The sequence below is a fragment of the Acidisphaera sp. S103 genome, assembly GCF_009765975.1.
In the GTDB taxonomy this organism is placed as follows: domain Bacteria; phylum Pseudomonadota; class Alphaproteobacteria; order Acetobacterales; family Acetobacteraceae; genus Rhodopila.
Map to the genome: position 1 here is coordinate 196,921 of NZ_LMUJ01000101.1, position 21,451 is coordinate 218,371.

At 64.0% G+C, this 21,451-nt stretch carries 16 protein-coding genes and 1 riboswitch; of the genes, 7 read left to right on the top strand and 9 right to left on the bottom strand.

The features are described 5' to 3' along the window. The first annotated feature begins 27 nt into the window (after positions 1–27). Positions 28–885 (top strand): cupin domain-containing protein, encoded by an 858-nt coding sequence (locus GSQ89_RS39605; RefSeq protein ID WP_254073485.1) that lies wholly within the window; start codon positions 28–30, stop codon positions 883–885. 39 nt (positions 886–924) lie between these two features. After that, a complete protein-coding gene (locus tag GSQ89_RS33480) occupies positions 925–1,281 on the top strand; it encodes a YkgJ family cysteine cluster protein (protein ID WP_158932433.1) in 357 nt (118 codons plus the stop codon). Positions 1,282–1,549: 268 nt separating this feature from the next. Here the strand turns inward: GSQ89_RS33480 and GSQ89_RS33485 are convergent, their stop codons facing one another. Then, a complete protein-coding gene (locus GSQ89_RS33485; protein ID WP_158932434.1) occupies positions 1,550–2,674 on the bottom strand; it encodes a heme-binding protein in 1,125 nt (374 codons plus the stop codon). A gap of 248 nt (positions 2,675–2,922) precedes the next feature. On the opposite strand from GSQ89_RS33485, the gene GSQ89_RS33490 reads away from it, so the two are divergent. The 3 genes from GSQ89_RS33490 (at position 2,923) to GSQ89_RS33500 (ending at position 6,279) form a co-directional block, all read left to right on the top strand. Then, on the top strand, positions 2,923–3,480 hold the full coding sequence (locus GSQ89_RS33490) for a DUF1643 domain-containing protein (protein WP_158932435.1): 558 nt from the start codon (positions 2,923–2,925) through the stop codon (positions 3,478–3,480). A gap of 161 nt (positions 3,481–3,641) precedes the next feature. After that, positions 3,642–4,733 (top strand): HlyD family secretion protein, encoded by a 1,092-nt coding sequence (locus GSQ89_RS33495; protein WP_158932436.1) that lies wholly within the window; start codon positions 3,642–3,644, stop codon positions 4,731–4,733. Between the two features lie 10 nt (positions 4,734–4,743). Further along, positions 4,744–6,279, top strand: coding sequence for a DHA2 family efflux MFS transporter permease subunit (locus GSQ89_RS33500; protein WP_158932437.1), 1,536 nt, complete (start codon positions 4,744–4,746; stop codon positions 6,277–6,279). Between the two features lie 43 nt (positions 6,280–6,322). Here the strand turns inward: GSQ89_RS33500 and GSQ89_RS33505 are convergent, their stop codons facing one another. The 7 genes from GSQ89_RS33505 to GSQ89_RS33535 form a co-directional block, all read right to left on the bottom strand. After that, complete coding sequence (locus GSQ89_RS33505; RefSeq protein ID WP_158932438.1) at positions 6,323–6,553, bottom strand: hypothetical protein; 231 nt, start codon at positions 6,551–6,553, stop codon at positions 6,323–6,325. 251 nt (positions 6,554–6,804) lie between these two features. Then, positions 6,805–7,818, bottom strand: coding sequence for an ABC transporter substrate-binding protein (locus GSQ89_RS33510; protein ID WP_158932439.1), 1,014 nt, complete (start codon positions 7,816–7,818; stop codon positions 6,805–6,807). 36 nt (positions 7,819–7,854) lie between these two features. After that, positions 7,855–8,778 (bottom strand): homoserine O-succinyltransferase, encoded by a 924-nt coding sequence (gene metA, locus GSQ89_RS33515; protein WP_158932440.1) that lies wholly within the window; start codon positions 8,776–8,778, stop codon positions 7,855–7,857. A gap of 35 nt (positions 8,779–8,813) precedes the next feature. Continuing rightward, a riboswitch (SAM riboswitch) is annotated at positions 8,814–8,891 on the bottom strand. A gap of 282 nt (positions 8,892–9,173) precedes the next feature. Next, positions 9,174–11,837 (bottom strand): aconitate hydratase AcnA, encoded by a 2,664-nt coding sequence (gene acnA / locus GSQ89_RS33520; protein ID WP_158932441.1) that lies wholly within the window; start codon positions 11,835–11,837, stop codon positions 9,174–9,176. Then, the gene (locus tag GSQ89_RS33525) at positions 11,834–12,745 is read right to left on the bottom strand and encodes an oxaloacetate decarboxylase (RefSeq protein WP_158932442.1); all 912 of its coding nucleotides are present in this window, start codon (positions 12,743–12,745) and stop codon (positions 11,834–11,836) included. The genes acnA and GSQ89_RS33525 overlap by 4 nt, the downstream gene beginning before the upstream one ends. A 523-nt stretch (positions 12,746–13,268) precedes the next feature. Beyond that, positions 13,269–14,735: a glycosyltransferase family 39 protein gene (locus tag GSQ89_RS33530; RefSeq protein ID WP_254073486.1), complete on the bottom strand. Its 1,467-nt coding sequence runs from the start codon at positions 14,733–14,735 to the stop codon at positions 13,269–13,271. Further along, entirely contained in the window at positions 14,690–15,829 is a 1,140-nt protein-coding gene (locus tag GSQ89_RS33535; protein WP_158932443.1) for a glycosyltransferase family 2 protein, read from the bottom strand. Before GSQ89_RS33535 ends, GSQ89_RS33530 begins: the two co-directional genes overlap by 46 nt. A gap of 189 nt (positions 15,830–16,018) precedes the next feature. Between GSQ89_RS33535 and GSQ89_RS33540 the strand changes: the two genes are divergently transcribed. Further along, positions 16,019–17,221, top strand: coding sequence for a collagen-binding domain-containing protein (locus GSQ89_RS33540; RefSeq protein ID WP_158932520.1), 1,203 nt, complete (start codon positions 16,019–16,021; stop codon positions 17,219–17,221). A gap of 19 nt (positions 17,222–17,240) precedes the next feature. Here the strand turns inward: GSQ89_RS33540 and GSQ89_RS33545 are convergent, their stop codons facing one another. Beyond that, positions 17,241–17,849, bottom strand: a complete 609-nt coding sequence (locus GSQ89_RS33545; protein ID WP_371734325.1) for an LLM class flavin-dependent oxidoreductase — start codon at positions 17,847–17,849, stop codon at positions 17,241–17,243. Between GSQ89_RS33545 and GSQ89_RS33550 the strand changes: the two genes are divergently transcribed. Then, complete coding sequence (locus tag GSQ89_RS33550) at positions 17,841–21,407, top strand: hypothetical protein (protein WP_158932445.1); 3,567 nt, start codon at positions 17,841–17,843, stop codon at positions 21,405–21,407. The genes GSQ89_RS33545 and GSQ89_RS33550 overlap by 9 nt on opposite strands. Positions 21,408–21,451: the final 44 nt, after the last annotated feature.

Here is a 21,451-nt window from a genome sequence, read left to right on the forward strand (position 1 = left end):
TCGAAAAGTTTAATGGGGACGACTCGCATGGCCAAAGCCAGCACCGGACGAGCAACGCCCGCCAAGGCGAAGGCGGCGCCACCCGTTGTCGTCCGTAAGAAGACGAAGGCCGCTTCCGTCGAGCCGAAGAAGAAAGCCGCTGGCAAGCAGGCCGCCGCGCCGAAGATGACACCCGCACCCCGGAAGGGTGCCGCGGCTAAGGCTCCGGCCCCGAAGAAAGCCGCCCCGACGAAAAAGGCGGCCGCGCCGAAGAAGGCAGCCCCCGTGAAAAAGGTCGCGGCAAAGGCGAAGGCCCCGGCACCGAAGAAGGCCGCCGCTCCGAAGGCCGCAGCCCCCAAGCAAGCTGTCCGCAAGGCCGTTGTCAGAACCGTCGCGGTGAAAAAGGCCGCCGCCCGCCGGTCCGTCACCCGCATCGCCGTTCCAACCCCGGCCGCTCGGCGGGCCCGCACCGTCGCCGCGCCACGCAAGGCGCCCGGCGCCACGGCGGCCAAGCCCAAGACCAACCCGCCGCAAAGCTTCACCGTCAGCCACCTGAACCACGACGATTTCAAGGCCGACGGCCTGCGCACCTACGCCCAGTACCGGGACCTGGGGATCGCCGCGGCCACCGGCGGGCTGTGCCAAGCGCATGTCATCCGCTTCACCCCGCCCTGCACCGACGAAGTCCGCAAGCGCCATGTGCACACCGTCGACCTGCAACTGGTCTACGTGCTGCAAGGCTGGATGAAAAATGAGTTCGAAGGCCACGGTGAGCAGATGATGTCGGCCGGAACCTGCTGGCTGCAGCCATCCGGGATCAGGCACACTGTGCTGGACTACTCGGCCGATTGCGAGGTGCTGGAAATCATCGTCCCGGCCGATTTCAAGACCGAAGAAACCACCTGAGCCATTGCGGGCGGACCGCGCCCGTCGCAATCATCCGCCATGGTGTCGCATGAGCGTCTCGACTGCCTGAAATGTCCGGCCCTCTGCTGCCGGATGGCGGGCTATGTGCGCGTCAGCCGCGACGACATGCGGCGGCTGGCGAAGCATCTGAACATCAGCGTCGCCGACTTCGAGAAGCGGCACGTCGTCGAGGTCACCAAAAAAGGCGAGAAACGAATCAAGGAAGGCTACAAGACCTGCCAGTTCCTGGACGAGAACCACATGTGCGGCGTCTACGAAGCCCGCCCGCACGACTGCCGCGGCTATGTCTGCTGGAACCAACCGGACGAAACCGTCTACGGCTACGCGGTATTCCTACAAACCGGCATCGCGAAACTGCGCGAGCAGGAGAAGTAACACCAGCCATTGAGGCCGACTCTTGATTCGTCATGGCCCAGCCTCAGTCGATTCGTCGTGACCCGGCCTCAGTTAATTCGTCATGGCCCGGCGAAGTCCGGACCATCCGCCCCAGTAAGGTGCCAAACCGGATAGCCCGGACGTCGCTGACCCAAGACAACGCAGATGCCTCAACATCAATCGCCGCTGGCATAACGCGCCTCGCCCTCAAGCGGCAGCGGCCCTCCACCGCCAAGCCAATGAAGAAACGACACCACCCACCCTCACATTACTGCTTGACCAATGTGGCGACCGACACATGTGGCCAGTCGATGCCAAGGAAGTTGAGAATAACCGTTTGCGTATATTGTAACTGCATGAAGGTGCTGCCGTCCGGCTGTTGCACCGTCTCAATCCAGAAGATCGCATCGAGCTGCTTCGCCGCTGCGTTCTGAACGACAAACGGAATATTGGTGATGCCGCCGCTCGGCGACGGGATATCGATGACCGTTCCGGCTGGATTCGGGTCTTGCGCCACCGCCGGTGTCGGCGTCGTCAGGTTGGTCGACCGAGTGGACACGATCAACACGATCGTATCGGTGATCGTCTGGCCAACGATCGCGTCCTGCAGCGCCTGGTTGGGATTCAGCACGTACCCCGCCTCGAAGTTCGGCGGCAAAACCGGGTTCTGAAACGGATCGGTATGCGGCGGCCCCAGCACGGTTCCGTCCCTGGACGGCAGCGTGCTGGCCACGGGAATCTGCGGCCCACCCGACAGGCCGAAACCACCCCCCGGCGCGGTCAACGAATCGCCGTGCGGAATGGTGCTCAAGCGCGCGATCGTGGCGGCCGGTTGCGGCGGAAACATCGTCGTCGGCGGAATGCTGAGCCAAAATCCCGGCTCGATATGCAGCGCCTGGTTGGTCGTGAAGTCGCTGATCCGTTGCAAATAGCTGAGTCCGTTCAGCGCAATGTCCGGCTGGCCCGTGGTGGCGCCAATTGCCGTCACCGCACCGCGGTTGGGAACCGAACCACCGATCGGGGTGAATTGCAGCGTCTCGATCGTGCTGCTCAACAGCAGGCGAGACGTCTTCGGCCCGGTGCTGGGCGGGGTCGAATCAAAATCCGGCAGTGAAATCACATTGAAACCGGTGCCCACCCACGTCCCCGCCAGATCGGCGAGCAGCCCCAGTTTCCTCGGCAAAATGCCCAGCGGATGGCCCGGCCGCGTGTTGACCGGCTGAGCCGCGGACGATTGGTCGGGCAGCGAGCCGACCGGTTCCGGCATCGGCGGCTGGCTGGAACCGATCGGTTCCGGCATTGGCGGTTGGCTGGAACCAGTCGGCTGTGGCGTCGACGGTTGGCTGGATTGGGAACCGATCGGCTCCGGCATTGGCTGGTAGGTGTCGGACATGGTTCTGCTCCACGACTCGGGGTTATCGGCATCGGCAAGCGCGACGCTGTAGGGGATGTTTCTGTGCCGGCGCTCTGATCGTGCCGAGACTATCATCGGAAGCGTTGGTCAACCGTGATTGTAACACCCCCTGCCCCAATGAAAACACCGGAAAAGCAACGCGGCTGCCGTTCCCGTCACACGGCATCTTTCGCGTCGCCGCCGTCGATGCTTCAAGACCGCCGATCGCCAACCACGGATAGACCCGCATGAACACCCCGATCATACCGCCGGACCCGCACGATCCCGGCGGCAAGGTCCGTCAGAAACTGGCGTCGGACATCGTGACCACCGCCCTGTTCGGCGGCCCCAACAACGAATTCCGCTATCGGCTCAGCCGCCGCTGGGGCACCGGCGCGCATATCCTCTTCATCATGATGAATCCCAGCACCGCGGATCTGCAGGTGGACGATCCCACGGTGGCGAAGTGCGGCCGGCTCGCCCGGCGTTGGGGCTATGCCGGGTTGACCGTCGGCAACACCTTCGCCTACCGAGCGACCATACAAAGCCGGCTCGCCGAGGTCCCCGACCCGGTCGGCCCCGACAACGACCATCACCTGGTGGAGATGGCCCGCGACGCCGCGATGACGGTCTTCGCCTACGGCACCCCCAAACACCCGGCCTTACGTGCGCGCGGCCCCGAGGTGGTTCGCATGATCCGCGCCGCCGGATGCAAATCCCACGTGCTGAAGCTCTCGAAACAGGGGATTCCCTACCACCCGCTGTACCTCAGCGAGAGCCTGCTGCCCTTTCTCTGGCTGGAATGACCGGCGCCACCGGCACGTGGCAAAAATACTTCACAGACAAGCGAGAAGCCACGCATGGCTCGCACCGGAGCCCGGGTGATTGTGCATAGCAACATGGCTTGTGAATGGGAGATAAGAAGCTAGCTTACGATCAGCATTCTATACGATTGGACTGGCCTTCCATGTCTCAAGCCACCACCACCTTCCGCGAGGACATCGCCACCCGTCCCGCGGTGCGCAGCCGAACCAGCAAGAAGCTGATGCGCTGGGGCCTGATGGCGGGCGGTGTGTTGGCGGTGGTCGTCGGCGGTGGCTTCTACTGGCTGTCCAGCGGACGCTGGGTCGACACCGACGACGCCTATGTCCAGGCCGACAGCATGGTGCTGTCCACCGACGTGTCCGGTATCGTCGCCTCGATCCCGGTGCATGAGGGACAGGCTGTCACCAAGGGCCAGGTCCTGTTCACCCTGGACCCGCAAAAATTCCAGATCGCGCTGGACAACGCGCGCGCCAACCTGGCGCAGGTGCGGCTGAACATCGAATCGGCGAAGGCCGATTACGAGGCCGCCGTACGCGACACCGGCGCCAAACAGCAGCAGGTGAACGCCGACCAGGCGACCTATGGCCGCTTTGCCGCCCTGGTGAAGGCGCGCGCGGTCACCCAGCAGGAAACCGACGACGCCCGCTACAAGCTGGCCGCCGACCAGCAAGCCGTCAGTGCCTCGCAAAGCCAGGCTCGGGCGCTATTGGCCAAACTGGCGGGCAACCCCGACATCGCGGTGGAAGACATGCCATCGTTCAAGCAGGCGCAGGCGCAGGTGGCCGAAGCCGAACGCGAGTTGGCCCACTCGGTCGTGCGGGCACCCTATGACGGCATCGTCACCCAGGTCAGCAAGCTGCAGCCCGGCATGTATCTGGGCGCCAGCAGCGCGGCGTTCGGCCTGGTCTCCACCGATCACGTCTGGGTGGAAGCCGAACCGAAGGAAACCCAGCTCACCAATGCCAAGAACGGCGACCCGGTGGAGGTGAGCTTTGACATCTACCCCGGCCGCACCTGGTCGGGCATCGTGGAAAGCGTCGCCCCGGCGACCGACCAGAATTTCTCTCTGCTGCCGGCGGAGAACTCCTCGGGCAACTGGGTGAAGGTCGTGCAGCGGATCCCGGTTCGAGTGCGGGTCGACATGCACGCCGGCGATCCGCCGCTACGCGCGGGCATGAGCGCGGATATCGACATCGACACCGGCCACGTCCGCACGCTTTCGGATCTTTTCTAGGACCATCCCGATGTCCGGCCAGGAACAGACGGTTCCGCATCGCACCCTGATCACGGTCTGCGCGATGATGGCGACGCTGATGCAGTCGCTGGACTCGACCATCGCCAACGTGGCGCTGCCCTACATGCAGGGCAGCCTGTCGGCGAGCTACGACCAGATCACCTGGGTGCTGACGTCCTACATCACCGCGGCGGCGATCATGACCGCGCCCGTGGGCTGGCTGTCGGCTCGGTTCGGGCTGAAAAACCTGTACATGATCTCGATGGTCGGGTTCACCGTCACGTCGATGCTGTGCGGCGTCGCGCAATCGCTGCCCGAGATGGTGGTATTCCGCCTGCTGCAGGGCCTGTTCGGCGCCGCGCTGGTGCCGCTGTCGCAATCGACGATGCTGAACATCTATCCGCCGGAAATGCGCGGTTCGGCAATGGCGATCTGGGGCATGGGCGTTATGGTCGGGCCGATCCTGGGGCCGACTCTGGGCGGCTATCTGACCGAGATCTACAACTGGCGCTGGGTGTTCTTCGTGAACCTGCCGTTCGGCATCCTCGCCAGCGCCGGCATGGCGATGTTCCTGCCGAAAACCCCGCAAGGCACCGGCATGCGGTTCGACTGGATCGGCTTCGGCGTGCTGGCCATGGGCATCGGCGGCTTCCAGTTGATGCTGGACCGGGGCGAGACCATGGACTGGTTCGGCTCGACCGAGATCATTGTCGAGGCGACGTTGGCCGGTCTGGGATTCTACCTGTTCTTCGTCCACATGTTCACCGCCGAAAAGCCGTTCATCACCCCGAGGGTGTTCCGGGACCGCAACCTGTCGGCCGGCCTGCTGGTGATGTTCGCCGTCGGCATGGTGCTGTTCGCAGTGTCCGCGCTGCTGGCGCCCTGGTTGCAGAACCTGGCCGGCGATCCGGTGGAGACGGCAGGGATCGCGATGGCGCCCCGCGGCCTCGGCACGATGGCGGCAATGATGGTGGCCGGGCGCCTTTCCAGCCGGGTCGACGGACGCCTGCTGATGGCATTCGGCATCATCATCCTGTCGTGGAGCCTGTACCGCATGACCGGCTGGACCCCGGCCGTGTCGGACTTCACGGTGATCGCCAACACCATGCTGCAAGGCGCCGGCCTGGGCTTCGTGTTCGTGCCGCTGCAGGTCATCGCCTTCGCGACCCTGGAACCGGCGCTGCGCACCGAGGGCACGGCATTATTGAGCCTGACCCGGAACGTCGGCAGCGCAATCGGCATCTCGGTAACCAGCGCCCTGGTGACGCAGAACACCCAGATCGTGCACGCAACGCTGGCGAGCCACATCACGCCGCTGAACCGCCTGTTCGAGGGCGCGGCTCGGACCCTGATGCCGACAACCTCGCACGCCGCCCAGGTGCTGAACGGGATGCTGACGCATCAGGCGCAGATCATCGCCTACAACGACGACTGGAAGCTGATGATGCTGCTGGCGCTGCCGATGCTGCCGCTGCTGCTGCTGATGCGCGGCCCCAAGAAGGGCGCCCACGGTTCAGGACCGGAGCATCCGGCGGTGATCGACTGACCGTTTTCGGTCGCCCTATGACGACGTATCAACGCTGGAGCTATCAGCTTCCATCCCGGCCCTGCACGCCCGACAGGAACAGGTCGGCCCACGGGGCAGGCTTGGCCGTCACCACGCCCGCCCGAGCGAGGACGCTGGCGTAGATTAGGCCGCCTTTGGGCGTGGTGCTGTAGGCGCTTTCGGAGTCGACCAGGATTTCCAGCATATAGGCTCGGAGCATTTTCAGATTGCTGCCGTTGGCGTAGGCGGTCACCGCGCGTTCCCACGCTGCCAAAGCATCCGATCCTCCGGTTCGATCTCACCGGAATCCCAGAATCACAGATGCCACCCGTTTCGCAAGCCTGTTCCGATTCCAGTCAGGCCGGAAACGCTCTAACGCCGGCCATGGCGACGTTTAGTCAAAACCCGAAATTCAAATTGAGTCACTATCGCCAGATCGGGTCAGGTCGACCCGACCTGGCTCCGTAATTACATGTTTTAGCAAAATTCACGATTTCTGCCTTTCGCTCCCCAAGCCACTACTATCTAACTACCCCCCTGCCCATGAATATCCGGTAGAAACAAATCAGTCCAAGCCGCCGGCTTAGCCTTCACCACCCCCGCCCGAGCCAGGAAACTGGCATAAACCAGGCTACCCTTCGGCACGATGCTGTAGGAACTTTCCTTGTCGGCCAAAATCTCCAGCATGTCCGCCCTGGGCATCTTCAGCTTGCTGCCCTTGGCATAGGCGGTCACCGCGCCCTCCTGGTCACTGGCAATGAAGGCATTCGCCTCCTCCTGCGCCGCCAGGAACGCCTTGATCATCCCCGGATTGGCCGCGGCGAACTGTTTCTGCGTCATATTCAGCAGAATGGTCAGCAGCCCGATCACGTCCGCGGTGGTCAGCACACGATGGACGGAAGGATTCCGCAGCTCCTGATAGGAAAACGGCGGCGAGGCAAAATGCGACTTGATCTCCGTCTTCCCCGACATCATCGCGGCATAAGCGTCGGGATGCGGCAGCCCGACCGTCAGCGGGTCCAGCTTGGCATAGTTCTCGATACCGAACGTCTTCGCCGCCGCCATCTCCAGCACAACGGCGGCATAGGACGTCTTGATGCCCGGCACCGCGATCCGGTCGTTGGCAGTATAGTCCGTCAGCGATTTGATACGCGGATCGATCGTGTTCAGCCACAACGCACCGGCGTTCAGCGCGCTGACGCTGGTCATCTCCTGCTTCTTGCCCAAGGTCCGGTCGCGCAGCACCAGATACCCCGGGATACCGATGCCGGCGATATCCAGCGCCCCCGCCAGCATCGCATCGTTGATGTTGTTGCCGCCATCCAGCACCTGCCACTCCACCTGAACCGAACCCAGCCCCAGTTTCGCGGCATGCTTCTCGATCAGCCCCTGGTCCCGCATCACCATCAGCGGCAGATAACCCGTGCTATACCCATACGACACGCGCAACCGCCCCGTTTCGGCTCGGACGGGCCGAACATCCATCGCGGCGGCAGCGGTCACCGCGAGAATCGTCTGCCGGCGTGTCAGGGTTCGCATGATTCGTTTCCTTCCGTTTCTTGTTGGACCGGTCTATTACGGGCCGGCACCGATCTGGCCGATGTCGAAGGGTGTCGTCTGATAAATCTCATTGATCCAGTTGGACACCAGCAAATGGGCATGGGACCGCCACCGGTTGCGCGGCGGAAGCGATGAATCGCCGCCGGGAAAGTAATCAAACGGTGGCTTGATCGGGACATTGGCCTTGATGTCCCGAAAATACTCCTCCGCCAGGGACCCCGAGTCGTATTCCAGGTGATCCAGCACATAAAGCCGCCGAGACCGGCTGTCTTCCACGACGCAAACCCCTTTCTCCTCCGACCGGGTCAGCAACGTCAGATCGGAACAGTCCGCGACATCCGAGGCCCTGATTTCCGCCCAGCGCGAAATCGGCACCGAGAAATCGTCCGAGAAACCATTCAAATACGGCGACGCCGGCTTCAGGATTCTCTGCCGGTAGACGCCAAAGGCCTTCTCCGAAAGCTGATGCTTCGGCACCCCGTGAAAATGATACAGCGCCGCCATCGCCCCCCAGCACACCGACATCGTCGAATGCACGTTGGTTTGCGTCCAGTCGAAGATCCGCTGCATCTCCGGCCAGAACGTGACGTCTTCATACGGGATCGTCTCGACCGGCGTGCCGGTGACGATGAAGCCGTCGAATGTCCGGTCCTTGGCGTCCTCCCAGGCTTGGTAGAACGCCAGCATATGATCTTCCGGCGTGTTCTTGGGCTTATGGTCGCCGATGCGGATCAGCGACAACTCGACCTGCAACGGCGACGCGCCCAGCAGCCGAGCCATTTGCAACTCGGTCCTGATCTTGTTCGGCATCAGGTTGAGCAGCCCGATCTGCAGCGGACGGATATCCTGACGGATCGCCGCGGTTTCGGTCATGACGCGCACGCCCTCTTTCACCAGGGCATCGAAGGCGGGCAGCTTATCAGGGATCTTGATCGGCATGGCGGTCACCAAAAAACGACGATGAATCGCCTTGGGGTCCGCGGAGGACGGCCCTTTAGCGATTTGTTTAACGTGGCTGCAAGCCGGCCGGCCAAATCACCACGGGGCGCCTTCCTTACAGGATGGCGGGCGGGATGGCTATGGGGTGGGTTGGCGGAGCCGTCGTTTGCGGTTGGCGTTGGGGAAGGAAGAATCCTGACGCAAATGAAGGCCGGATTCACGCAGGTGCACGCGGATGCCAATTGGCTGGATGATGAGGGTCATTGGCAGATCGCGGCTGGACATCAGGCGCGTGGGCAATGGCCTATGATACCCGCCATTTGCGTGCTCCGCGTGCATCCGTCTTCATCTGCGTTGGGTCCCTTCCTTTGCTGACACCCGAACGATCAGATCGATCAGGCAGGGGCAGCCTCGGCGACCAGGGTCCGCAGGGCATTGGGCAGGATGCCGCCGTGGCGCAGCCATTCCGCCTCCACCCCGGTATCCACCCGGCAGGTCAGCGGCACGGTCGTTTCACTGCCATCCGCACGGCGCACCACCATCGTCACCGTCATCCCCGGCGTCACACCGGCCGACAAACCCAGCAGGTCAAAGCTCTCGCTGCCGTCCAGGCGCAATTGGCTAGCCTGTGTGCTGGACGGCAGTTGCAGCGGGACGACGCCCATGCCGATCAGGTTGCTGCGGTGGATACGCTCGAAGCTTTCCGCCACCACCGCGCGCACGCCCAGCAACCGCGTGCCCTTGGCCGCCCAGTCGCGTGAAGACCCGCAACCATAATTGGCACCGGCGATGACAATCAGCGGAACGCCCTCGCGACGGTAGCGTTCGGACGCATCATGCACCGAGGTCAGGTCGCCGCCGGGCATGTGGCGCGTGAAGCCGCCCTCGGTACCAGGAGCCATCAGGTTGCGCAGCCGGATATTCGCAAACGTCCCCCGCACCATCACCTCATGATTGGCGCGTCTGGCGACATAGGTGCTGAACTGCGCGGGAGCGACCCCATGCTCGATCAAATACCGTCCCGCCGGCACGTCGGCGGGAATGGCCCCACCGGGCGAGATGTGATCGGTCGTCACATTGTCGCCCAGGATCAGCAAGGAACGAGCACCGACGATGTCGCCAGCACCGAAATCGCCCGCATCGTCCAGGAACGGCGGCCGCTTCAGATACAGGCTGGCCGGATCCCACGCGAAGGTCGGTTCCGAACCGGGTCGCAACGCCGCCCACTCAGGCCCACCGTCGGCCAGGTCGCCATACACCGAACGGAACAGATCGGCGGTCAGCGACGCGTGCATGACCGCCTCGACCTCGGCATCCGTCGGCCACAGATCGGCCAGGCGAACGGGTTGGCCCGCCCGGTCCAGCCCCAGGATTCCACCCGGCACGTCATGCAGCACGGACCCGGCCAGGGCATAGGCAACGACCAACGGCGGCGAAGCCAGATAAGTGCCGCGAATCGCCGGATGCAGCCGGCCCTCGAAATTGCGGTTGGTGGAGATGACGCCCAGCACCACCAGGTCGTCCTTGGCCACCGCATCGGTCAGTGCTTGCGGCAGCGGACCGGCCCCGCCGCCGCAGGTCATGCAGCCATAGCCGACGACATGGAAACCGACAGCTTCCAGCGCCTCCTTCAACCCAGCCCGTTCCAGCATGGCAGTAACGACACGCGAACCGGGCGAGATCGACGTCTTGACCCACGATTTCGCCCGCAGCCCGAGCGCCGCGGCATTGCGGGCCAGCAGTCCGGCGGCGATCATCTGGAACGGGTTGCTGGTATTGGTGCAGGACGAAATCGCGGCGATCGCAATGTCGCCATGGCGCAACGGCCGATCCACCGCCGTCGCATCCGGTTCGGTCGCGGTAACACCGGCGAAGGCGGCCCGAAAACTGGCCGGCACAGCGGCCAGCGTGACCCGGTCCTCCGGCCGCGATGGCCCCGCAAGCGACGGTTCCACCGACCCTAGATCGAATTCGATCAACTCCGGAAAATGCGGCTCAACCGAGTCCCGCCACAGGCCCTGCGCGCGGGCATAGGCCTCGGTCAGCGCCACCTGTTCGGCCGATCGGGCGGTCGCGGCCATATAGCGGATGGTTTCGCCGTCCCAGGGGAAAAAGCCCATGGTGGCACCATACTCGGCCGCCATGTTGGCGATCGTGGCACGATCGGGCAGCGACAGCGTATCCAGGCCGGGTCCGCAGAACTCCACCACCGCCGCCAGCACGCCGAACCGGCGCAACGTCTGGGTCAGCGTCAGCACGATGTCGGTGCTGACCACACCCGGTTTGCGGCGCCCGGTGAGGCGGCAACCGACCACGCGCGGCACCAGCAGCGACACCGGCTGGCCCAGCATGGCGGTCGCTGCCTCGATCCCGCCGACGCCCCAGCCGAACACGCCCAGCCCGTTGATCATCGGCGTGTGGCTGTCCATCCCGACCAGACTGTCGGGAAACGCGACCGTGCGACCCTCGACCGACGCGGTGCCAACCACATTCGCCAAATATTCCAGATTGAGCTGATGGACGATGCCGTTGCTCGGCGGGATGACCCGCAGATTGTCGTAATGGTTCATCGCCCAGCGCACCACGCCGTAGCGCTCGCGGTTGCGCTCCATCTCCAGCTTCAGGTTGCGCGCGAACGCGTCCGCCGAGCCGGTGAAATCCGCCCGAACCGAGTGGTCCAGCACCAGATCGGTCTGGATACGGGGATTCACCCGCCGGGGATCCAAACCGCGTTCCGCCATCGCATCGCGCATGGACGCCAGGTCGATCAGCAGTGGAATACCGCTGGAATCCGGCATCAGCACCCGGGCTGGATAGAACGCGACCTCCCGATCGATCGCGGCCGGAGCGGGCCAGTGCGCCAGGGCCTCGATATCCGCCCTGCCGACAGCGTGGCCGTCCTCGTTCCGCAGCAGGTTCTCCAGCAGGACGCGCAGGGAGAACGGCAGACCCCGCAGCGACGTCCCCAGCGCTTCGGCCAGCACAGGCAGGCTGTAATAGTCGTAGGCAGCGCCGCCAACGGTCAGCGTGCGACGTGCGCCAAAACTGTCCCGGGTCATTCGGGCTTCCGGACGAACCGCGCTTCCAATTCCTTGATGCGAGGCAAACCCATCAGATTGTTAAGTTCGTCGAACGAGACCAGCAGGTCAGGGCGATCGATCACCCGTTCTTCCGCCAGCGACTGGTTCAGCACACCCAGCGCGTTCTTCATTCCCTGGATGGCGGCCGATGTCAGCAACCGTGGATAGGAAGCGATCTTGACGCCCATATCCTCCAATTGCCGAGCCGACAGCAACGGCGTGGTGGGGCGCTGGCGGATGCCGAATCCCATGTTGACGGCGAGCGGTTTGGACACGTTGCGAGCCACCGTGGCGATGTCCTCCGCCGACAGCAGCGCATCGGCGAACACCATGTCGGCGCCGGCCTCGGCATACAGGTTCAAGCGCCGTATCGCCTCGCCCACGCCGTGAATCGCTGTCGCGTCAGTACGGGCCTTGATGACAAAGTCGGGGTCACGCCGAGCCTCTGCGGCCGCGCGGATTTTTTCGACGCCTTCCTCGGCCGAGATCACCTGTTTCCCCGCCATATGGCCGCACCGCTTGGGCGAGACCTGGTCCTCGATCATCAGGCAGGCGAGGCCGGCGCGCTCAAAGCCCTGGATGGTGAAATAAACGTTGATGGCGTTGCCGTAGCCGGTGTCGCCGTCGGCGCTGAGCGGCAGATTAGAACACGCGGCCAATGCGGCCGAGGCCCGGACGTTCTCGTCGTAGCCCATGATGCCGACATCGGCCCAGCCGAGGTTGGTTTCGCTGACGCCAGCGCCGGAGATGCTGGCGGTCTTGAAACCCATCTGCTCGACGAGGCGGACGCTGAAGCCGTCATACACCCCGGGGCAGACCATGATGCCGGGTTCGGCCATCAGATCCCGCAGGCGGCGGCCAGGTGAGAGATGGTTTGGGGTGGTCATGCGTTTGGCTCCCGTTTGGGAGCGAAGTGTCGATGCGGTGGGGGCGGGTGTCAACGCGGGCGGGGGTAAGATGTTGAAGTGTTGGGGAAGTGGAGGCTCACGGATTAACCGCGGCCGGGGGATGCAAGCGGGTGTCGAGAGCAAATGGTTCCTGCACCACTAAGTCATAAAGACCTTTGGCCGTCCCCGGATCAAAAATCACGTTCCAACTATGCGCCGATACCACGCTCGGGATCAGAACGAACGGGTGCGACCTTCTTGAAGCAGGTCATGAGCCTCCAGACGGCTGCGGACCAAGCGATGCAAAGTGCGTTGTCCGCCAAGCAGGTCAACCATCCGGCTGACCTCGATATTTTCGACGGTAGGTTCCAAGAGAGGCATGCATTTGATCCCGTCACCTGTCGCCGCTGATCTCCCAGTTGACGGGATCAGTTTCAAGTCCGCCCTACAATCCGTCCGAGGTTCCAGTCAGTTGACCGTTGCTCAAATCCGTCAGTGCCGCCCAACGATTCGCCCAGAAACGTCAACGCGCCGGAAGCATCGGCAAATCGCCGACCGCCGTCACGCGGTAGACCGCGAAATCGCCACCAGGCACCCTGCCCCGCGTCACCGTCCCAATTCGTTCCGCCCCCCTCCACACCGCCGGATCGGGCGCGTCCGATTGCCGGGCATCACGCACTAGCAGCCCGGTTCTCCCGGCGATCGGCACCACCGGCAGCGTCGTCAGCGTCCACCGCTCATCGGACCCCACAACACGAACGCCCGCGGGCATCCACCACGCCAGTTCGCTCGCCAACGCATACCCATCCGCTGCCACGAAACCCGCACCGGTGGAATCCTGGAACATCCGTACCTGTGCGGCAACGTCATCCCATCCAGCCAACCGCATCGCGATCGGATCGAGCCGCGCCGGCAGCGGCAGCAACCCGGTAGCCGCCTGCACATAAGCCACCGCGGTGATCCCGAAACCCAGCGCACAAGCACCAACCCACCAGCGCCGGCTCGGCAGCAACCCACCGGCAGCGACAGCCAACGCCGGGTATATGATCGCCGGCCAGTTGCCCTGCACCCGGTCGCCGAACGCGTGCTGCACGAACACCAGCACCGGTGGCAGCGACAGCGCGGCCAGCAGCGACCACCCGGGGTCGCGCGTTCGCCAGGCACGGCGCACCGCAACCACCAGCCCGGCCATGCACAACGCCCACACCAGCGGAGTCGCCAACCCGATCTGCCCGCCGATCAACTCCCCCAGGAAGCCGGCCGCTCGGGCTGGCCGCCAATCCTCGACCCGGCCGCCTTGCTTGACGAACCCCACCCAGCCATGCGCCGCATTCCACGCCAGCACCGGGGCAAACAGCACAAAGCCGATCGCGCACGCCGTCCACGGTTGCCAGCGGCGCAGCCAGGACCGGCCGGCGGGAACCAGCAAGGCCCACAATCCGACCCCGACCCACAGCAGCAGCGCGGTGTATTTGCTGTCCAGCGTGCAGCCGCCGAACACCCCAGCGGCCAGCCACCAGACGCCCGAACCCCCGGCGGCGATACGCGCCATGGTCCACAGCGTCGCCGTCCAGAAAAACAACAACGGCGAATCCGGAGTCATGATGACCGTGCCGACGCCCAACAGCAGTGACGCGTTCAGCAGCATCACCGCCACGATCCCGGCCTTCGTCCCGGGAAACAGCACCCGGCCGGCATCGAGCAGCATCCAGGACGCAGCAAAACCCGCCAACGGACCCAACAGCCGCACGCCCAGCGCGGTCTGTCCCGCCAGCATGGTCCCTGCCCTGATCCACAGCGCCACCATCGGCGGATGATCCAGGTATCCCGCCGCCAAGGCGTGCGACCACACCCAATAGTAGGTCTCATCCGGCGCCAGCGGGGCCGTCGCCGCCACGGCCAACCGGATCAGCGTCACCACCGCCAGCACGGCGGCGAGTGCCTTCACCGGGAACGCCAGACCAGGGTTGCCGAGACCGCGTAGTTCCACACCACGCCGATCATCGCGCCGATCCCGCCGGCGACGGTCCAGGTCTCGTGCTGCTCATACAGCACGTGGGCGATGCCGACATTGGCGATGGCGCCGAAGCCGCAGACCACCATGAACAACAGCAATCCGCGCCACAGGCGGGGACCTTTCAGCCGCTGGTCGCGATAGGTGATCATGTTGTTGAGCTGAAAATTGAACACCATCGCAACCACGGTCGCCAGCGCCTGCTCGATTTCGAAACCCAGCCCGGTCGAGCCGCGCAACATCGCCAGGACGGCCAGGTGGACCACGATACCCAGCGCGCCAACCAGCGCGAAAGAGAAGAAGCGCAGCGGCAGCAGGCCGCCGAACACCTTGTCCAGCAGCAGGCCGGCAAACTGGACCATCACCAGCGCGTCCATCTTGCTCTCACCCGCGGCGCGCTCGCGGAACCGGGCGGGGACTTCCAGCACCCGCAGCGGGGCGGCGCTGCTGAGCACGAGGTCGAGCAGGATCTTGAAGCCCTGGCCGTTCAGGTTGCGGGCGAGGTCCTCGAACAGCGGGCGGGGCAGCATGAAGAAGCCGCTCATCGGATCGGTAAGGCGAACCGGCAGGAACACCTGCGCCAGCCAGATGCCGCCATCGGACAGGACATGGCGGAAACGGCTGGACAGGCCGGCGTTGTCGCCCCCCTCGACGTGGCGGCTGGCGATGGCGATGTCGTGGCCGCCGGCCTGCAGCGCCGCCAGCATGGCCGGCAGCCGGGTTTCGTCGTGTTGCAGGTCGCCATCGATCACCGCGACATAGTCGGCGGAGGATGACATCGCGCCCTCGATCACCGCGGAGGCCAGGCCACGGCGGCCGATGCGGCGGATGCAACGGACCCGGCTGTCCAACTGAGCAATGCGACGCACTTCCTGGGCGGTGCCGTCAGGGCTGTTGTCATCGACGTAGATGACTTCCCAGGCGATGCCGGCCAGCGCCGCGTCCAGCTTGGCGATCATCGGCGCCACGTTCGGACGCTCGTTGAAGGACGGAACGATGACGCTCAACACAGGCGTGCCGGTGGGACGGCTGGCCGTCGGCGGTTCGGCCTGGAGGGTCGGATCGGGCATAAGCTGTTGATAAAATCCACGCCTGCGCGGTGCTCGCTGGACATACAAGACGGCAGCCCGGCGTCAAGGGCAATGCAGGGTCGGCGTCAGCGACTCTCTCAAAACGACGAAAATATAAAATAAACATTGAAAATTGGGACGGTTTGATCGATGTTATCGAAATAATTAGACATATGGCAAACATTGATCATGCGCACCGCCTTTTGCCTCGTTGGACTGCTCGCTGCCTGGACTGCCGTGACCACGGGGCAGGCCGCCGCCACGACCCTGACCGACAGTCAGATTTTCAGCCAATTCAATGCCGTCATATTCGATGACTTCAGTGCCAGCTCTGAAGTCGAAGGCCGTGTCGCCGTCGGCGGCAACCTGACGAGTGGCACGAATGTCGCCATAAAACCCGGGCTGCCCACGTCGTCCTTTGGTGCTTTATCGGTGTATGGCAGCGTGACCGATTCAGGGACGATCAACGTCGACAACGGGGGTTCGGTCGCCATCGCCGGCAGCAACAGTGCCAGTATCAATTTGAACAATGGCGGGTCCGCCTTTGTTGGCGGCTCCAACAGCGGCACCCTGACCGCCTCCGGCGGCGCGGGCAATCTGACCGTCATCGGCACGAACAGCGGCGCCCTGTCGCTGGCCAGCGGCGGCAGCGTCTATGTCGGCAACGGCAACACCGGCACCATCCAGTTGAACGGCGGCTCGCTGACCTACGCGGGCAGCCAGGGCAGCGTGACCAACATCAACGGCGGCACGATGACCCAAGTGGCCAGCCCGAACCCCGCCGCGCCCACCAGCACGCTGGGCTCATTCGCCACCACGTTCCAAACGCCGCTGACCCAGTTGTCCACACAATTGAGCGGCGTGGCGGCGAACAGCACCGCATCGTCATTGAGTGGCGCCGTCACCTTCAACGCCACCCCGAACAGCAGCGGCGTCGCGGTGTTCAACATCAATTCCTCATTGTTGTCCGGGGCGTCCTCGGTGGCGATCAACCTCGATGGCGCGACGTCGGTGATCATCAACGTCAACGTCGATAGCTGCTCGACCAATGTCTGCACCTTCGCCCCGACGGCCAACTTCCTGAATCCGACCGACTACGCCTCGGCGGTGTTGTGGAACTTCGTCAACGCAACGAATCTGAACTTCACCACGGAATTCGGCGGTTCGATCCTCGCCCCGGATGCGACCGTGGACAATTCGAACTCGATCGACGGCACGCTGGTCGCGGAGAGCGATTCCGGCTCCACCGGCGAACTGCACAGTTACCCCTATACCGGCACGTTTCCCGGCTCCTCGGTGCCCACGCCGGAACCGGCAAGCCTGATGCTGATCGGGACTGGTATCGCCGGTCTGGCCGCGATCCGGCGGCGGAAGGTCGGCCCGGGAAGATAGCGGCCTGCCGCCGTCCGGATCAGCCAAGAATGTCACGCACCAGGGGAATGACCTTGCTGCCGTAAAGTTCAATACTGCGAAGAAGTTTCTCGTGCGGCAGCGTTCCGGAGCTGTATTTCATATCGAATCGTGAAATGCCGAGACTATTGACCACCGCAACGATCTTGCGCGCGACTGTCTCCGGAGCGCCCACGTAAAGCGACCCATGATCGGCTTGAAGATCGAAGTTGGCTCTTTTGAGAGGCGGCCAACCGCGTTCGGTGCCGATCCGGTCACGCAGCCGCTTGTATTCGGGCCAAAATTCCTCGCGCGCCTGAGCGTCCGTATCCGCGACATACCCGGTCGAGTGAACACCGATCGCCCGAACCGGCCTGCCGAGCTTTTCGGAGGCACGATGATATAGCTCGACAAACGGCTTAAATCGCTCCGGATCGCCGCCTATGACGGCAAGCATCATCGGCATGTCGTAGCGTGCGGCTCGGAGGATGGATTCCGAGGTAGCACCACGACGCCATCGAGAATCGTGCTCCGCGTCGCGGTCACCTGTCGGGGTTGACAGGAAGTAACAACATGATGCGAAATGCCCCCGCGCGGTAGCAGATTTGGAGAGGATCTTAACTTGACCGATTTGTCTCCGGCACGGGAAATCGCGGTGTCAGACCAGTTGCCGTTCGAATTCTCCGTCCTCTCTGCTGCCAGCAAGTCACTGTCGCGCACCGATCCGCGCTACCTGCAGGTGGTGGAACGCGACGCGGGCTTGTTGGTGTTCAACCCGGCGAGCGAAAAGGACAAACCGACTTCGACCAGGCACATCACGGTGTCTGGCGTCGACCTCGACCTGGGGCCTGATGGCAACGCGCCACTCTACACGCGGTTACATGACAATTACGACATCCGCAAGCTGGTGATCTGTGTCGATCATCTGACGGTCACCGGTACGCTGAATCTGCCGGGGACCCAATTGTCCATCTGGGCACGAAAACTGACCTTCGTGGGCAATGCCGCCATCAGTACCCAGCCGCGCCCGTTCATGGGCACAAGTGGCCTGGCGCAGGCGATGGACGGGCAGGCCGGCGGCGCCGTGCACCTTTATGTCAAGGAGATCGAAGCGCCCGGCTCCACCAAGCGGTTCGTCACTCAAGGCGCCGCGGGTCAGGCCGCGATGAAGGGTTCGGCGGGCGCGAAAGCCAAGTCGGTGACGCCCTGGAAAGGGATCATTGAGAATACGCCGGCCGCCTGGTGGACGTCCGAAACGTTGGACTGGAAGTCAGAGATTGCCGGCAACAGGAGCACAGACGGCTTTGCACCGGTGATCGTGAACTGGTGGCAGATCGTCTACGTCGAGCCGCAAATGGGCAGTAGCGTGCACGGGTGGGTCAAGAATACGAACAACCCGGAGACCATCGGGTCGGACTGGCCAACGGACGGCCCGGCGCCCAAGACCATGCCGGGCACGCCGGGCCTGGGAGGCGCAGGTGGGACGATCTGTTCGAACCATGTAATCCAGATCGCGGCGATCGCCGCGCAGAGTCGCGGCCAGCCGGGGGCCATGGCCGACAGCATCCCGGAAAATTCGGCGGGAGAGCCGGTGAAATCCTGCAAGTTGGAGGTCGGCTACCGCGCCTATTCGCCGTTCCCGCATTTGAAGGCCGGGGTCGAGGGCAACGGCAATTTCAACATGAAGGACTCAAGCTATTTCCGTGTCGCCGAAAAGCGAACGACCAAGCCCTACCCAGCGGTGCCCGCGCCCAAGCCCCGCGCCGACACCGCCGACCGTGATGGCAAAGCCCTGCCTCTGCCCACAACGGCACCCTGGTTCTGGATCCACCCGCTGACGCTGGCCGCACTGACCGCTTATGCGCGCGATGTATTCCGGGTTGGCGCGCCGAACGTCGCCCGCCCATTGCTGCGGAAATACCTCGACGACATGATGGGCATCACTGAGAATAGCGCCCCGGATTTCGACGTTCTGCTGGCTCGGGCCGAACTGATGGATCTCGCACAGCGCATGGACGGTCCGAACGACTATTTCGGGCATCCTGCCGGCTGGGTGCCAGGGCTGTCGTTTCAGACCAACATGAAAGCTTACGAGCGTCAGATCGACGGCGCGGTGGCGCGGCTCTACCTCAGCTATTGGATGGAAAACAACCAGGCCGGGAAGGCACAGCGCATCGCCTCGGCGCAACAGGCGATCGGCAAGCTACAGGCCGAGGTGGCCCAGGCCGTGCGCGACCAGGCCGCCGCGATCACCCAATTGGAGCAGCTGGCGGACGAGGAAACCACCCTCGCCGCCAGGATCGGCACGTTTATGACCGACCTCGCGACGCTGGAGAGTGAACTGCGCCGCGGTGCCAAGGGCAAAGCCGAGATCGAGCATACGTTTCGCGTCGCGGGCCGAATCCTGGGTGGCGTGGCGCAGGTGATCCCGGTGGGCCAACCGGTGTTGGGCGCGATTGGCAAGGGTTTCAGCGCCCTGGCCGACTGGGAGGGCGAAGGCGCCGTCGACGCGATCAAGACCGTCGGCAAGGCCGTGTGGGACACCAAGCTGGTCAGCGACAAGCTGCTGCCCAAGGCGAAATCCACCGCCGCAAATTTGCTGAAGGCGGCGGGCATCACCTCGGTCCCCGACAAGGAACCCGACGACGCCGAAAAGGACCCCGCCGCGGGCGAATTCGACAAGGAACTGAAGAAAACCGAGCTGGGTAACAAGGTCAAGAAACACATCCAGTCCCAGAGCGACGCCAAGGACGAGGTCATTTCGGCCCTGGGCTCATTGACGATCTCGGCCGACGAGCTGAAGGCCGCCATCGAAAAGGCGCTTGCCGACTGCCCGGAATACAAGCAACTGCGGGAAAAGTTGGAAAAGCTGAACGCCGATAAGGCCACCTATCGCGACCGCATCGCGGCTGTGGCCCATGCGCTGGATGCGGCCACCTCGGTCATCGCCACATCGCGGCTGACACAGATCGCGCTGCAGTCCAGCGTCTCCCAGGAAGCCGCCCTGCTTAGCCCCGAGGGGCTGCGCTATACCCGCGCAATGGGCGAGCGCGCGATCGAGCGTCTGCAGCGGTTCCAGTATTATTTCGCCGCATCCTACGTCTACGCCAACCTCAGCCAGCCCGCCAACTTCGACGGCAATTCCGTCGCGATGTTCAATGAGTTGCGCGACAAGCTGAAGACCACGGGAAAAGCCGTGCTGACCGGCGACGACTTCGACCGGCTTCGGGTGGTCTTCGACGAAAACCTGGCGCAGGTGGCGTCCGACATCCTGACCTACCACAACGAAACCCTGCCCTCACGCGACCCGCGGACCGACAAAATCACCACCCAGGTGACGCTTGAACTTTCGGAGCAGCAACTTGCCGCGCTGAACCAGGGCAGCAACACGGTTTTCATCGACCCCATGGCGATGGGCAAGCTGGTGCTCAGCCAGGAAGACGTGCGCATTTACGACCTGGTCGTGCGTGAGATCGAACTTGTCGACCCACCGGCGCGTTCGGTCGACGTGCGGGTGCGGATTGTCCATGACGGCACGGCGTGGCTGTGGCGGGAGGGGCATCAGTTCCAATTCCGCGGCGCCCCCACCACCTGGGGGGCCACGATCAATTCCGCGCCGGGCTCCCGGCCCGTGGCCGAAGCGCGGAGCACCGACGACCTGTCGCTGATCCTCGAACTGACCAAGCAGAAAAGCGCGGCCCAGTTGTTCCCGCGCCCCTCGGCCTGGGCGGCGCTGCGGATCCGTCTCGAGCTGCTGGATGAGGTGGTGGAATACCGGCCAAAGCTGAAGAAACTGACGCTGGACCTGAGATACACGGCGCGCGACACAGCCACCAAACGTCGCGCGCTGTTTGTCAGCATCGCCGATGGCATTCGGCCCCGGATCGGGCTGAACGCCGCCGACGTGTCGGGCCGCATGGCGGGCGAAGGCAGTTTCCTGCGGACCTACGCCGCCGACACCGCGGTGACGTTGACCGCGCCCGAACGGTTCGGGCGCTATGTCTTCCAGGGATGGCGGATGCAGTTCCTGGCGGGCGACTACGACCCGACCAGGCCGGTGTCGCTGTCCACGCCGGGGACCGCGGGATACCAAGGCGACATGTCTGGCCTCGTCACGGGACGCAGCCTGAAGGTGACGCTCGACAAGAACCGGTTCGTGCGGCCGATCTTCATTCTGCCGGCCGGCTAAGGCCACTGTCGATCTTCCTTCCCGCTTTCCCTGTGCTCCGGCCA

What these genes read in the sequence shown, in the direction of transcription:
- GSQ89_RS39605 (WP_254073485.1), top strand. Translation starts at nt 28, where the DNA reads ATGGCCAAAGCCAGCACCGGACGAGCAACGCCCGCCAAGGCGAAGGCG.
- GSQ89_RS33480 (WP_158932433.1), top strand. Translation starts at nt 925, where the DNA reads ATGGTGTCGCATGAGCGTCTCGACTGCCTGAAATGTCCGGCCCTCTGC.
- GSQ89_RS33485 (WP_158932434.1), bottom strand. Translation starts at nt 2,674, where the DNA reads ATGTCCGACACCTACCAGCCAATGCCGGAGCCGATCGGTTCCCAATCC.
- GSQ89_RS33490 (WP_158932435.1), top strand. Translation starts at nt 2,923, where the DNA reads ATGAACACCCCGATCATACCGCCGGACCCGCACGATCCCGGCGGCAAG.
- GSQ89_RS33495 (WP_158932436.1), top strand. Translation starts at nt 3,642, where the DNA reads ATGTCTCAAGCCACCACCACCTTCCGCGAGGACATCGCCACCCGTCCC.
- GSQ89_RS33500 (WP_158932437.1), top strand. Translation starts at nt 4,744, where the DNA reads ATGTCCGGCCAGGAACAGACGGTTCCGCATCGCACCCTGATCACGGTC.
- GSQ89_RS33510 (WP_158932439.1), bottom strand. Translation starts at nt 7,818, where the DNA reads ATGCGAACCCTGACACGCCGGCAGACGATTCTCGCGGTGACCGCTGCC.
- metA (WP_158932440.1), bottom strand. Translation starts at nt 8,778, where the DNA reads ATGCCGATCAAGATCCCTGATAAGCTGCCCGCCTTCGATGCCCTGGTG.
- acnA (WP_158932441.1), bottom strand. Translation starts at nt 11,837, where the DNA reads ATGACCCGGGACAGTTTTGGCGCACGTCGCACGCTGACCGTTGGCGGC.
- GSQ89_RS33525 (WP_158932442.1), bottom strand. Translation starts at nt 12,745, where the DNA reads ATGACCACCCCAAACCATCTCTCACCTGGCCGCCGCCTGCGGGATCTG.
- GSQ89_RS33535 (WP_158932443.1), bottom strand. Translation starts at nt 15,829, where the DNA reads ATGCCCGATCCGACCCTCCAGGCCGAACCGCCGACGGCCAGCCGTCCC.
- GSQ89_RS33540 (WP_158932520.1), top strand. Translation starts at nt 16,019, where the DNA reads ATGCGCACCGCCTTTTGCCTCGTTGGACTGCTCGCTGCCTGGACTGCC.